Origin of the sequence: Enterococcus sp. 9D6_DIV0238 (assembly GCF_002174455.2) — a bacterium.
GTDB lineage: Bacteria > Bacillota > Bacilli > Lactobacillales > Enterococcaceae > Enterococcus_L > Enterococcus_L dunnyi.
This window is the reverse complement of the sequence record NZ_CP147246.1, coordinates 3,144,948-3,159,658: the sequence shown is the minus strand read 5'-3', so window position 1 is coordinate 3,159,658 and position 14,711 is coordinate 3,144,948. Positions and strand designations below refer to the sequence as shown.

Sequence of the window (14,711 nt, the reverse complement as noted above, 5' to 3'; positions counted from 1 at the left end):
CATTTGACATCTTGACATCAGATCAAACAAAAAAAGCAAAGCAGAAATTTTCTATTTCCGTTTGCTTTTACGATATACATATTATTAAAATAATAAAGAAACGATTATACATCTTCGATTACATTTAAATAATCCAGGCTTAAAATCGGATCGTCACACTTGATATTCGAACGGTCGGTTGGGTGACATTTAAGAACTCTTACTTCCAAGTCATCTTCTTTTTTAGAGATAGCTTCTCCAATAAAGAACCAAGAAAAGTTTGAGCCATGACAAACATAATGAGCGCCAATCTTAATTTCTCTTTTTTCCAAGAAAAATCATCCTTCCATACTTTTTTCGTATGTATAGAATATCATGATTTTATTCAAATGTACCGTCCAACATACGTATATAATTTACCTTTTTTTGACTATTTTTAAATTAAAGTTATTAAAAAACAAGAGTTTCTCCATCTTGTTCATTTTTTTCTCATTTACTTTTGGTTTATATTTACTTTTTTCACATCTAAAATAAATATAAGAAACAAAAAAACAGTTTTCAAATAAATGAAAAACTGTTTTTTCTTTTTTGAACGGGTTATTTATAGAAGGAAAGATATATACCAATTAGGTTGAACAATATATCTACCTGTGAGTGATTTTACTGTATGAAAATGAAGAAATCAAGACTACTCACTAAATTTCCTCTAATCTTCACACATTCTTTAAGTTTTGTAAAATCACTTCCTAAATGGAGTAGACCAATATCATAGAACCCGTTTCAAATATTTACCAGTATAGCTAGTTTTGACTTTCGCGATATCTTCCGGCGTTCCAGTGGCAACGATCGTTCCTCCACCATCTCCGCCTTCTGGACCAAGATCGATCACATGATCTGCTGACTTGATGACATCTAGATTATGCTCGATCACTAAGACCGTATTTCCCGCCTCAACTAATCTCTCCAATACAAGCAGCAAACGAGCAATATCATCCGTATGCAGGCCAGTGGTTGGTTCATCCAAGATATAGAAGTTTTTACCATTGGAATTTTTGTGCAGTTCACTAGCCAGCTTCATCCGTTGCGCTTCTCCACCTGATAATGTCGTTGCGGGCTGTCCTAACGTCACATAACCTAATCCTACATCAACGATTGTTTTTAATTTACGATGGATCTTAGGAATATGTTGGAAAAAGTCTACAGCATCTTCCACTGTCAAATCAAGAATATCAGCAATCGTTTTGCCTTTATAATGGACTTCTAACGTTTCAGAGTTATAGCGTTTGCCATGACAAACTTCACAAGGAACATATACATCAGGTAAAAAGTGCATTTCGATCTTGATGATTCCATCTCCGCGACAAGCTTCACAGCGACCACCTTTTACGTTAAAGCTAAAACGACCTTTTTTATAGCCACGCACTTTTGCTTCATTCGTTTTTGCAAACAAATCACGGATGTCATCGAAAACACTTGTATAGGTCGCAGGATTACTACGCGGTGTTCGACCGATCGGACTTTGGTCGATATCAATGATTTTTTCGATTTCTTTATAGCCTGTGATACTCTTATGCTTTCCAGGTTTATTAGAATTACGGTTGAGTTTTTGTGCCAAGGCCTTTTTTAAGATCTGATTAACTAATGTACTTTTCCCTGAACCAGAAACACCAGTCACTGCAACAAATTCACCTAAAGGAAATTCAACAGTTACATTCTTCAGATTATTCTCTGCTGCACCAGTAACCTTGATTTTTTTGCCATTCCCTTTGCGACGCTCTTTTGGTACCGGAATGACTTTTTTACCGGATAGATACTGACCTGTCAACGATTTAGGATTTTCTGCTACCTCATCAGGGGTTCCGGCTGCAACGATTTCTCCACCAAGGTGGCCTGCGCCCGGACCTACATCGATCAAATAATCAGAAGCCCGCATCGTATCCTCATCATGTTCTACAACAATCAGTGTATTTCCTAAATCCCGCATCTTTTTGAGTGACTCGATCAAACGGTCATTATCTCGCTGATGGAGACCGATCGATGGTTCATCCAATATATATAAAACGCCAGATAAATTGGAACCTATCTGTGTAGCTAAACGAATACGCTGTGCTTCTCCGCCGGACAAGGTTCCCGCAGCTCGACTAAGAGTCAAATAATCTAAACCAACATTTTGCAGAAAGTTCAATCGGTCTTTTACTTCTTTCAAAATCGGTTTGGCAATCATTTGTTCTTGTTCAGATAAAGTGACTGTTTCAAAAAAGTTTACCGCTTTTTTGATTGCTAATTCACTGATTTGTCCAATATTTGTATTATCGATTTTTACAGAAAGAGCTTGTGGGTTTAAGCGATAACCTTTACACGTCGTACAAGTCAATTCAGTCATGTATAAACGCATTTGATCACGCGTGAAATCACTATTCGTTTCATGATAACGGCGCTTGATATTCGTTAAGACACCTTCAAAAGGTACTTCAACATCACGAACACCGCCAAAATCATTTTCATAATGGAAATGAAAAACTTCTCCATTAGACCCATTCAAAATAATATCCTGATGCTCTTCTGGTAATTCACTGAATGGTGTATCCATATCGATATTAAAACTTTCAGCTGCTTGCTCCAGCATTTGCGGATAATATTGCGAGCTGATCGGATTCCAAGGAACAATCGCTCCTTCACGTAAAGTTTTAGTCCCATCAGGGATCACTAAGTCCTTATCTACTTCCAATTTATTTCCCAACCCATCACAATCAGGGCAGGCGCCAAATGGAGCATTGAAAGAAAACAATCTCGGCTCAAGCTCGCCAACAGTAAACCCACAATAAGGACATGCATAGTGTTCGCTAAACAGCATTTCTTCACCATCGATCACATCTACTAATGCATAACCGTCAGCTAAACGTAATGCCGCTTCAAATGAATCAAATAAGCGTGAACGAATGCCGTCTTTCACTACGATTCGGTCGATCACTATAGAAATATCATGCTTCTTATTTTTCTCAAGTTCAGGAGCTTCGCTAACATCATACGTTTCTCCATCTACTCGCATCCGAACATAGCCTTCACGCTGGATCATTTCGAAAATTTTCTTATGTTGCCCTTTTTTCTTCACGATCACAGGTGCCAAAATTTGGATCTTTGTTTTTTCCGGCAATTCTAAGACTTTATCCACCATTTGTTCAACTGATTGACTGGTGATCTCAATATTGTCATTCGGACATATTGGATGTCCAACACGAGCAAACAATAATCTTAAATAATCATTGATCTCCGTCACCGTACCAACAGTTGAGCGCGGATTTTTACTAGTAGTTTTTTGATCGATGGAAATTGCTGGACTTAATCCATCAATACTATCGACATCTGGTTTATCCATTTGACCTAAAAATTGTCTAGCATAAGCAGAAAGACTTTCCACATATCTGCGTTGACCTTCTGCATACAAGGTATCGAAAGCGAGTGAACTTTTCCCAGAACCTGATAAACCTGTCACTACAACCATCTTATCTCGCGGAATTGTAACATCTATATCTTTTAAATTATGTGCGCGTGCACCATGAATAACGATTTTATCGTTTGCCATTACTTCTCTCCTTTTTACTTATTGGTCCGATGTCCATTACTTCTAAGCGAATAAATTCGCAAGAGTAACGGTTCTCCTTTTTACTTATTGGTCCGATGTCCATTACCTCTACACGAATAATTCGTAAGAGTAATGGCTCTCCTTTATGATTATTGGTCTAATGATCATTACTGTGAAACACAGCGTTACTGTCATTTTTGTACAGATACTTGCTCGTCTGCAAAAAAAGTATCATTAAACAGTGCATGTCGGTTTTTAGTATAATCGATTCTTATGATTTTCTATTTCCTTGGGCAAAGTTTTCTTATGTTTCAAAGAAATCAGTTTAATCTGCTGCTTTTAGCTCTAAGATCGTATCTCTCAGCGTAGCGGCTGTTTCAAAGTCCAGCGCTTTTGCAGCATCTTTCATTTCTTTTTCCAGTTTCATCAATAAATCTGCTTTTTCCTGACGAGTCATTTCATGGTAAGACTTATCGATCTTGAATGGTTCATTCTTTTCATTGTTCGCCTTAGAAATCGAAATCAATTCCCGAATCTCTTTGATGATCGTTTTCGGCACGATCCCGTGTTCTTCATTATATTTCTCTTGGATCGAACGACGACGAGCTGTTTCATCCATCGCTTTTTGCATCGAATCAGTTATTTTATCCGCGTACATGATCACTCGACCATCTGAATTCCGCGCCGCTCTTCCGATCGTCTGAACAAGAGAACGCTCACTTCTCAAGAAGCCTTCTTTATCAGCATCTAAAATAGCGATCAATGATACTTCCGGTACATCAAGTCCTTCTCTTAGTAAGTTGATCCCGACTAACACATCGAATTCTCCTAAACGTAGATCTCGAATGATCTCCGTTCGTTCCAATGTTTTGATATCACTATGCAGATACTTGACCTTGATCCCTAATTCTTTGAAGTAATCTGTTAGATCCTCTGACATTTTTTTCGTGAGTGTAGTAACGAAAACCCGTTGGTTCTTCGCTACACGTTCATTGATTTCACCAACCAGATCATCGATTTGTCCCATGATCGGACGAACTTCGATCAATGGATCTAGTAAGCCAGTTGGACGAATGATCTGCTGGATCACAGTATCCGTCTGTTCATGTTCATATGGCCCTGGAGTTGCTGAAACATACACGATTTGATGAACATGCTCTTCAAATTCTTCCAACCTAAGCGGGCGATTATCCAATGCACTTGGTAAACGGAAACCATAGTCGACCAGCATTTGTTTTCTTGCTCGGTCTCCATTGTACATCCCTCTGATTTGAGGCATCGTCACATGTGATTCATCAATCACTAACAGAAAGTCATCTGGGAAGAAATCCAGTAATGTATATGGCGGCTCCCCTTCTGAACGACCATCCATGTGACGGGAGTAATTCTCGATGCCGGATGTGTAGCCCATTTCACGCATCATTTCAATGTCATAATTCGTTCGTTGTTCCAAGCGTTGTGCTTCCAATAATTTATTTTCACTACGTAATACTTTTAATCGCTCATCTAATTCTGCTTGAATCTGAGAAATAGCATGCTCCATATGATCTTCATTCGTCACAAAGTGAGTTGCTGGGAAAATTGCTACATGCTCTGTCTCTGCAATTATTTCTCCCGTCAACGCATCCACTTCTCTGATTCGTTCGATCTCATCACCAAAAAATTCGACTCTTAACGCATGCTCATCTCTAGATGCCGGAAAAATTTCAACCACATCTCCCCGAACTCTAAAACGGCCCCGCTGAAAGTCAATATCATTACGCTCAAATTGAATATTGACCAAGTTCGTCAACAACTGACTACGATCCATCTCCATACCTACACGAATCGATACAACTTGTTCACTATATTCTTTAGGGTCTCCCAAACCAAAGATACAAGAAACCGAAGCAACAACGATCACATCATTTCTTTCTAATAATGAGCTTGTTGCTGAGTGACGTAATTTATCGATTTCATCATTGATACTGGCATCTTTTTCTATATATGTATCGCTGGAAGGAACATAAGCCTCTGGCTGGTAATAATCATAATAACTGACAAAATACTCGACCGCGTTATTCGGGAAGAATTCTTTGAATTCACCATAAAGCTGTCCAGCTAATGTCTTATTATGCGCGATGACCAGAGTTGGCTTATTGACCTCTGTGATTACATTAGAAATGGTAAATGTCTTACCTGTTCCTGTCGCTCCAAGTAGAATCTGAGCTTTCTCGCCGCCTTCGATCCCTTCTGTCAATCGCTTGATTGCCTCCGGCTGATCACCATCCGGCTGATACTTTGAGACTAAGTCAAATGTATTGGAGGTTTCTCTTTCTATCATTCAACATCCTCCTCTGAATAATTTACTGGCTGCTTCCATTCAATCATTAGCCAATGACAATAGATACAATTTTCTAAAATCACTACTAGTGAATTGAAGGGAAACCTCTGAAAATATTTTACCATACCGAACATATTTTCGCCACCTTTAGAATATATTGCGTATACGCATTTTTTTACACTTTCAACTTTATTTTCAGATTTTAGCTTCAATATTTTTCACTTTATAATGTAACATTAAGTAACACAGGATGTTAGAAAACGACATTTTTTTAAGTTTAACTTGTTTAATGACTTGTGTTTTACCCTTTTTTTACTATATAATTATTCAATATGTAAATATAGGAGGTATTTTATGAAAAAGAAACATTTTTTGCTTTCATTTATGCTAATGATGGCAAGTCTACTGACATTTACACTTGGACAGTCGGCTCAGGCTGAGGAAAAAACATATAATATAGGAACAGATTTAACTTTTGCGCCTTTTGAATTTCAAGATTCCAAAGGAGAATACATCGGTATCGATGTCGATCTGCTTAAAGCCATTGCAGATGATCAAGGCTTTAAGGTCAATCTAAAACCACTTGGCTTTGATAGTGCCATTCAGGCAGTTCAATCAAAACAAGTTGATGGAATGATCGCCGGAATGAGTATCACAGACGAGCGAAAGAAATCTTTTGATTTCTCAGAACCTTATTTTGATAGCGGATTGCAAATGGCAGTCAAAAAAGGCAACGATAAGATCAAAGCTTATGATGATTTAAAAGGAAAAACTGTTGCTGCTAAAGTGGGAACAGAAAGTGCTACTTTCCTTGAAAAAAATCAAGATAAATATGGCTATACAATCAAAAACTTTGACGATGCTACTGGACTTTACCAAGCACTCGAAAATGGTGAAGCAGACGCAATTTTTGATGACTACCCTGTGTTAGGCTATGCAATCACGAATGGGCAGAAATTACAGTTAGTCGGTAAAAAAGAAACAGGAAGTTCTTACGGGTTTGCGGTAAAAAAAGGGCAAAATAAAGAATTACTTGAAAAATTCAACGCTGGTTTGAAAGACTTGAAAGACTCTGGTAAATATGATGAAATCATTGCCAATTACATTTCTACTGGAAATGAATCAGAGGAACAAGCCGATACACAAATGAAAAAGATTCAACCCAAAAAAGATACTTATGTCATTGCCAGTGATTCAACATTCGCACCTTTTGAATTCCAAAATTCTGATGGTGAATATGAAGGAATCGACGTTGATCTAGTCACACGAATCGCTGAACTCCAAGGATTCAATATTGAATTTAAGTTTATTGGTTTTAGTTCAGCTGTTCAGGCGGTTGAATCTGGACAGGCAGATGGGATGATCGCTGGAATGACGATCACTGACGAACGTGAAAAATCATTCGACTTTTCGACTCCTTATTTCAATAGCGGGATCCAAATCGCTGTCAAGAAAGGCAACGACAAAATTACTTCTTATGAAGATTTAAAAGGGAAAAAAGTCGGTGCAAAAATCGGGACAGAAAGTGCTGATTTTCTTGAAGCAAATAAAAGCAAATATGGTTACTCCATCAAATATTTAGATACAACTGATGCCTTATATAGTGCCCTTGAAATCGGTGAAATCGAAGCAATGATGGATGATTATCCTGTTATCGGTTATGGCGTTGCTCAAAAACAGCCTTTAGTAACACCGATTCCTCGTGAAGAAGGTGGAAAATACGGTTTTGCAGTTAAAAAAGGCAAAAATCCTGAATTGATCCAGATGTTCAATGAAGGGCTTGCCGAATTAAAACGAACAGGTGAATACGATAAAATCGTTGGCAAATATATCAAAGATGCTTCTACGGAAAACAAAGTAGATGAATCAACATTTATCGGTATGATCCAAAATAATTGGAAACGACTATTAAGTGGATTATGGATGACGATTCAACTAACATTGATTTCATTCATTCTTGCATTGATCGTTGGTGTGATCTTCGGATTATTCAGCGCCTCTCCTTCTAAAGCGTTACGCGTGATAGCCACTGTTTATGTCGACATCATCCGTGGAATTCCGTTGATGGTACTTGCTTTCTTCATTTATTTTGGCTTACCTGGAATTCTAGGATTCAATATTCCAGTATTCCTTGCTGGTATCATTACCTTAACGCTAAACGCCAGTGCCTATATCTCTGAAATCGTACGCGGCGGGATCAATGCGGTTCCTACAGGACAAATGGAAGCTTCGCGCAGTTTAGGACTTTCATATAACCGGACAATGCAAAAGATCATTTTGCCGCAAGCAATCAGAATCATGATCCCATCATTCGTCAACCAATTCGTTATTTCATTGAAAGATACAACGATCCTTTCAGCGATCGGGTTGATCGAATTATTACAAACAGGAAAAATCATCGTTGCCAGAAATTTACAAAGTACACTTGTTTATTTTGTAATTGCGATGATGTATCTAGTCTTGATCACAGCGTTGACAAAACTAGCAAAAGTCTTGGAAAAGAAGGTGAAATAATATGGCTGAAAAAATTCTAGTCGAGCATTTAGTAAAAAAATATGGTGATAACACTGTTTTAAATGATATTAATGTTTCTATCCAAGAAGGCGATGTTGTTTGCGTGATCGGTCCTTCCGGTTCTGGTAAAAGTACTTTCCTTCGTTGTTTGAATCAACTGGAAGAAGCAACAAGCGGCGATATTATTATTGACGGAGCAAACTTAACAGATAAAAATACCAACATCAATAAAATACGTCAGCATATAGGTATGGTGTTTCAACACTTCAATTTATTTCCACATTTATCGATCATGGAAAATATCACATTAGCTCCTACTGATCTAGGTCGTCTTTCTAAACAAGAGGCGGAAGAAAAAGCCATCCAGCTTTTAGAAACTGTGGGTCTCGCTGATAAAAAAGATAGCTATCCAGAATCATTATCAGGTGGTCAAAAACAACGTGTTGCAATCGCTAGAGCTTTAGCGATGAACCCAGATATCATGCTATTCGATGAACCAACCTCGGCCCTTGATCCAGAAATGGTCGGCGATGTATTAAACGTTATGAAAAAACTTGCAAAACAAGGAATGACGATGGTGATCGTTACTCATGAAATGGGCTTCGCTAAAGAAGTAGCAAATCGTGTGATGTTTATCGATGGCGGAAATTTTCTAGAAGACGGGAGCCCGCAACAGATCTTTGAGAATCCTCAAAATGAACGGACGAAAGATTTCTTGGATAAAGTTCTAAATATTTAAGACTAACTAAAAAGACATGATTTGAATGATTCAAATCATGTCTTTTTTAGTTTAGATATTCTTTTCTTGATAAATCTCCTATTCTAACGTAAATTAAAAAAGAAGTTATTTTTGAAAGAAGGCTGCCGTCCATGAAACGCATTTTCTCTTTTTTTATGCATGATCTACTATTTTCTATCTCCTTTCTAATAGCACTCATTAGCTGCTTTTTCGGTACATTTTCAATTGAGTCGATCGATTTTAAAGTCATCGTTTGCCTGTTTGGTCTAATGCTGCTTGTCGCTAATATTGAAAAGCTTGGTGTTTTGACCTATCTCGCTGAAAAACTGATCGATCTATCGACTACTACTCGTGCTCTCATTAGAAATATCACACTCCTGGCTTTTTTTAGCTCTATGTTATTAACAAATGATGTCGCTATTTTAAGTCTAATGCCGATCTACTTGACGATCACGAAAAAAGTTTCGGATATGGGCCATAAGATGACTGGTGCTGTTCTACTGATCATCGCAGCAAATTTAGGCAGTAGTTTCTTCCCTTTTGGCAACCCGCAAAATTTGTTCCTATTTTCCTATTACTCATTGACTGTTGGTACATTCTTCAGTTGGGCTTCTCTCTTGCTGCTTGTATCGTTCAGCTTCTTATTTCTGTCCTTTTTTTGGATCAAAAAGACCCCTATTCCCAATCAAGAAGAGCCGCTGCCCTCGATCGATCAACGCAAAACCAGTTATTTAAGCTTGATCGGATTAGTGATTTTGGTTGGCGTCTTCGATCTGTTTCCTTATTATATCGTCATTCCTATTGCTGTTTTGCTTCTTTCGATGTATGATTTCAGCAGTTTGAAGCAAGTTGATTATCGGTTGCTAGCTACGTTTATCTTTTTCTTTATCGCTGTCGGTAATTTTTCTCAATTGGAAACTATTTCTCTATTGATCAAAAAACAGTTCACAACAAGCTCAGCTACGTTTTTTGGCAGTATCGCAGCTAGTCAGCTTATCAGTAATGTTCCGGCTGCTATCCTTCTCGCTCCATTCACTACTCAAACCCAAGCCCTGTTCTTCGGAGTCAATATTGGCGGCTTAGGAACAATCATCGCCTCTTTAGCTAATCTGATTGGGTTTAAAATTTATAAGCAATATTATCCAAATCAAGGAAAACGATTTTTACTAACGTTTAGTCTAATCAATCTGATTTTTCTACTTGGATTTATTGTCGTCTTTTATTTTACTCTATAAAAAAACAACAAAATGACAATCATTTTGTTGTTTTTTTCAATTTCTAATTAGCAATTGCTTCCAAACGTGCTGTTACTTCTTGTTCTGTCAAATGATTCTTCGCTACATAGCGATTAGCTGGATGATGACGGCATTCATCTGAACAGCTGCCAAGATATTTAGCTTCATTTTCTTCTGAAGCTAAAATTTGTTTATTACAGAACGGGTTAGCACAGTTGATATAACGTTCGCAAGGTGTTCCATCAAACCAGTCTTTACCGATGATTTTTTTATCGACATGATTGATTTCCACACTGATGCGTTCATCGAAAACGTACATTTTTCCATCCCATAATTCACCCTGTACTTCAGGATCTTTTCCATATACAGCAATCCCGCCATGAAGTTGTGAAACATCTTCAAATCCTTCTTTTAGCATCCAGCCAGAAAACTTCTCACAGCGGATTCCGCCCGTACAATAGGTTACGATTTTTTTATCCATAAATTGCTCTTTATTTTCTCTGATCCATTGAGGCAGCTCTCTGAAATTACGGATATCAGGGCGAACGGCACCCCTAAAATGTCCCAAATCATATTCATAGTCATTTCTAGCATCGATCACAACAGTATTTTCATCAAGCAAGGCTTCTTTAAATTCCTTAGGCTCCAAATATTTACCTGTTAATTCTAACGGGTTCACATCCTCTTCTAAGTTTAAAGAAACAAGCTCTTTCCTTGGACGGACAAACATTTTATGAAATGCCATCTCTTGTGCTTCATCGATTTTGAAGTAAGTATCTTTGAATCGTTCATCCGCAAGCATTGCTTTCATATAAGCATCTGTGTCAGCGATCGTTCCAGAAAGTGTACCGTTGATTCCTTCTGATGCAATTAAGATTCTTCCTTTTAAATTTAGTGAATTACAAAATGCTAGATGTTCTTTCGCAAATTGTTCTGGATTTTCTAGTGGTGTATATTTATAGTAAAGTAATACACGATAGTCCATTCTTATCTTTCCCCTTTTTGTACAAACTGTTTACAAGACAGTCCTTAATTTATCTTCATACCTATTAAGTATATAAAAAAAGAAAGCGAAAAATCGAGATATTTGCTTGTGTATTAATGTACAATATAAAAGCTTTGAAACATGGCTTCTTCAAGCATATTTCAAAGCTTCAATACTTACTTATCATTATTGTCCAGAAACAGCAAAATAATTTTCGTCATTATCCGCAAAATTAAACACAAGTCCTGTCGGCAGTTGAACCATCTCGCCTACTCGAACACCTGCATCTTTCATTTTTTTATACAAATTCACAATATCATCAGAGAAAAACATCAATGAAGGCGTATTGCCTGCAACTTCTGGCGAATGTTTTTGAATAAATTCCAAATCATACAAAACTATACTAGTATCTGCATCTTCACCTGGTGACACTTCCACAACCAAAGTTCCATCAACTGCGTCTCTTTCCTTCTCTACAAATCCGATTTTTTGCCAAAATCGGCTTGATTCCTCGACATTTGTTACATATAACATGATTTTAATTTGATTAGTAAACATTATTGAGCTCCTTTTCTAGATAGCAATTATTCCACTTCTATTATATACTTTATTACTATATCTTATACCAAGGTTTATGAAAATAATTTTGCTTTAAAAAAGGAGAAAAAATGAAATTGACTGTTTTGGTAGACAATAATGTTTACATCGATCATTACTATTTGGGCGAGCCTGCATTGTCTTTTTATCTAGAAGATGGCAATGAAAAAATCTTGTTTGATACAGGCTATAGTGATGTTTTCATAAGAAATGCTGAATTACTAAATATTGATTTGAGTCAGATAACGAAGCTGGCTTTATCTCATGGACACAATGACCATACTGGCGGACTCAGCCAAATAACAGATTTATTTGACCAGAAAAAACCACAGCTGATTGCTCATCCTTTAACGTTTTTTCCTAAAAAAGAACAGGATTTGGCCATCGGCTCCCCAGTAACTATCAAAGATTTAGAAAGAGAATATGAGCTGCTTTTAACAAAAGAGCCTGTCAAGCTTTCACCAAATATTACTTTTCTTGGAGAAATTCCTCAACTTGTAGATTTTGAACCTCGGCTTCAGGTGGGCGAAACAAAAATCACAGATACTTTTGTTCCCGATTATGTTTTTGATGATTCTGCTTTAGTTTTTGAAGGTACTGATGGTATCTACATCATCACTGGCTGTTCTCATAGCGGTATCAGCAATATTTGTGAATATGCCAAACGAGTTACAGGCAATCAAACAATCAAGAGCATTATTGGCGGCTTTCATTTATTTGAAGAAAATATACAATTGGAGCAAACAATCGAGTACTTTAAAAAGAATCAGATCAATACACTATATCCCTGCCATTGTGTTTCCTTTCCTGCAAAAGCAAAAATCCATTACCAACTTCCAATCCAAGAAGTCGGTGTCGGAATGCAAATCGAATGGCAATAAAAGAGGACGGGACAGAAGTGTTCAACTCCAAGAACCAAGTAGGTACTGTGCAACACTGTTTATCTGCGACGAGTCTTTGACGAGAAAGCATCAACTCGTTCCTCGTTGTGTTTCACAGCAATTTCAGCTTATTTCCAAAACCTTCAACTCTTAGTGCTTTAGCACTTAGAATGTTGCTAGCTTCACTTTGTTCTTTGAACAATAGTCAAACTGTATGCGTTAGCTGATGTGATCGAAGTGAAGCATAGTAGTTACTTCTGCTTCTACCGTTTATTCGTTTTAAAAAGGACCAGGATATAACTCTACGAGTTATATCTCAGACTGTAGACAAATACGTTCAACATTCAGAAAATAGAGTGTTGAGCGTATTTTTTTATCTTAGTATCAAAATCAAAGCAAAAAAATAAAGGCATTCGCCTTTCTCTAGCCCCACAGGGCTAATTTCTTTAAATTCATTGCAGCAAAAATCAGTCTCGTATGCACTGCGACTTTTTCCAAGGTTCGGTATTTTGTCCAACGCATCCCATGCTTCTCTTTTGCATCGGCAAACACTCTTTCAATAGTTTCTTTACGTTTGCGGTATGTTTCTCGATTGAAGGAAGTATGACGAAGATGTTCTGCATTCTCCAACCCAGCTTGCCAAATATGACGGGTCACTACTTTTTGATGATTTTGACTTCTTGTGCACTGCTTCAATTGCGGACAATTCTGGCAAATGTAAGATTTTGACTTATATTCACGGTATCCCTCTCGAGTAAGTGTAGAAAAATGTAAGGGTTGATTTTCAGGGCACAGGTAACAATCGTAGTATTCGTCATAGACAAATTGATTTTTGGCTAGTAACGTTCGATCACCTCTAGGTCGTGTATAAGGAAGAACAGGGTGAAGTTTTCTCCGTCGGAGAAATTCTATAAAAGTGGCAGTTTTATACCCAGCATCAGCTGCTACAGCATGTATCGCTGGAAATTTAGTACAGATAGAGGCAACTAGATCAGGAGCAATTTGACTATCATGACGGTTACCAGGCGTTACAATGACATCTAAAATGAATCCGTGTTCATCACAACCAGTATGAGCAGAATAAGCAAATTGTTTCTCTCGTTCTCCTTTTACATAATACCCGCTCTCAGGGTCTACTTTACTTATTTTTCGTTCTTTCAGCTCACTTTCTGTCGGGAAAGTAAAAGGGCGCTTTCCTGCCTTGATGCGTTCCTCGTTAATTTCTTTCTCTAATTCTGATTGATAGGCTTTTGCTTCAATATGCGTCATTTCTCTAGTAAAATAATGCTTGTTTGCATTAGCTTTGATATGAGTAGAATCCATATAGAGAACATCTTCCGTAATCATCCGAGCCTTGGCAGCTTGTTCCAGTATGTAGGCGAAAATATCTTCAAAGAGTGTAGTTTCTCGAAAGCGGCGAACATAGTTTTTTCCAAAGGTAGAGAAATGGGGAATGGTTTCATTGAAATCGTAGCCTAAAAACCAACGATAAGCGACATTAGTGTCTATTTCTTTTATCGTTTGACGCATGGAACGGATACCAAAGAGATATTGAATGAAGACGATTTTGACTAAAACCACAGGATCAATACTTGGTCGACCTAAGGTCGAATAAGTTGATTCAACAATTGGATAAATGAAGGTAAAATCAATTGCTTTATCTATTTTTCAGATCAAGTGATCTTTTGGGACAAGTTCTTCCAAGGAAATCATCATGTATTGATCCCTTCCATTCATTGGGTGTTTTGACATCATTTTTTACGCGCTCCTTTAAAACGTTTTCATACATTAAGTATAAAAGAAAAAACTGTAGACGTCATCCTTTTTTAGGACTTTGTCTACAGTCTGGGATATAACTCTACGAGTTATATCTTG

At 37.4% G+C, this 14,711-nt stretch carries 9 protein-coding genes and 1 pseudogene; 4 read left to right on the top strand and 6 right to left on the bottom strand.

Annotated features, from left to right (window positions below):
• Window positions 1–104: 104 nt before the first annotated feature.
• From A5889_RS14860 to uvrB, 3 genes are all read right to left on the bottom strand, one after another.
• On the bottom strand, window positions 105–311 hold the full coding sequence (locus A5889_RS14860) for a hypothetical protein (RefSeq protein ID WP_087639572.1): 207 nt from the start codon (window positions 309–311) through the stop codon (window positions 105–107).
• 434 nt (window positions 312–745) lie between these two features.
• Window positions 746–3,562 (bottom strand): excinuclease ABC subunit UvrA, encoded by a 2,817-nt coding sequence (uvrA, locus tag A5889_RS14855; RefSeq protein WP_087639571.1) that lies wholly within the window; start codon window positions 3,560–3,562, stop codon window positions 746–748.
• Window positions 3,563–3,887: 325 nt separating this feature from the next.
• A complete protein-coding gene (gene uvrB / locus A5889_RS14850) occupies window positions 3,888–5,885 on the bottom strand; it encodes an excinuclease ABC subunit UvrB (protein WP_087639570.1) in 1,998 nt (665 codons plus the stop codon).
• 354 nt (window positions 5,886–6,239) lie between these two features.
• Here uvrB and A5889_RS14845 point away from each other — a divergent pair, with 354 nt between their 5' ends.
• From A5889_RS14845 to A5889_RS14835, 3 genes are all read left to right on the top strand, one after another.
• A complete protein-coding gene (locus tag A5889_RS14845; RefSeq protein WP_087639569.1) occupies window positions 6,240–8,399 on the top strand; it encodes an amino acid ABC transporter substrate-binding protein/permease in 2,160 nt (719 codons plus the stop codon).
• Window position 8,400: 1 nt separating this feature from the next.
• Window positions 8,401–9,138: an amino acid ABC transporter ATP-binding protein gene (locus A5889_RS14840; RefSeq protein WP_087639568.1), complete on the top strand. Its 738-nt coding sequence runs from the start codon at window positions 8,401–8,403 to the stop codon at window positions 9,136–9,138.
• Between the two features lie 131 nt (window positions 9,139–9,269).
• A complete protein-coding gene (locus A5889_RS14835; RefSeq protein ID WP_087639567.1) occupies window positions 9,270–10,373 on the top strand; it encodes an SLC13 family permease in 1,104 nt (367 codons plus the stop codon).
• Between the two features lie 43 nt (window positions 10,374–10,416).
• Here the strand turns inward: A5889_RS14835 and A5889_RS14830 are convergent, their stop codons facing one another.
• Both A5889_RS14830 and A5889_RS14825 read right to left on the bottom strand, forming a co-directional pair.
• Window positions 10,417–11,358 carry a rhodanese-related sulfurtransferase gene (locus A5889_RS14830; RefSeq protein ID WP_087639566.1) on the bottom strand — a complete coding sequence of 314 codons (942 nt, stop codon included), beginning with the start codon at window positions 11,356–11,358 and terminating at the stop codon, window positions 10,417–10,419.
• A 186-nt stretch (window positions 11,359–11,544) separates the two neighbouring features.
• On the bottom strand, window positions 11,545–11,916 hold the full coding sequence (locus A5889_RS14825) for a VOC family protein (RefSeq protein ID WP_087639565.1): 372 nt from the start codon (window positions 11,914–11,916) through the stop codon (window positions 11,545–11,547).
• A gap of 110 nt (window positions 11,917–12,026) precedes the next feature.
• Here A5889_RS14825 and A5889_RS14820 point away from each other — a divergent pair, with 110 nt between their 5' ends.
• Entirely contained in the window at window positions 12,027–12,836 is an 810-nt protein-coding gene (locus A5889_RS14820; protein ID WP_087639564.1) for an MBL fold metallo-hydrolase, read from the top strand.
• Between the two features lie 344 nt (window positions 12,837–13,180).
• Here the strand turns inward: A5889_RS14820 and A5889_RS14815 are convergent.
• Window positions 13,181–14,591: pseudogene (locus tag A5889_RS14815) on the bottom strand (IS1182 family transposase).
• Between the last annotated feature and the right edge of the window lie 120 nt (window positions 14,592–14,711).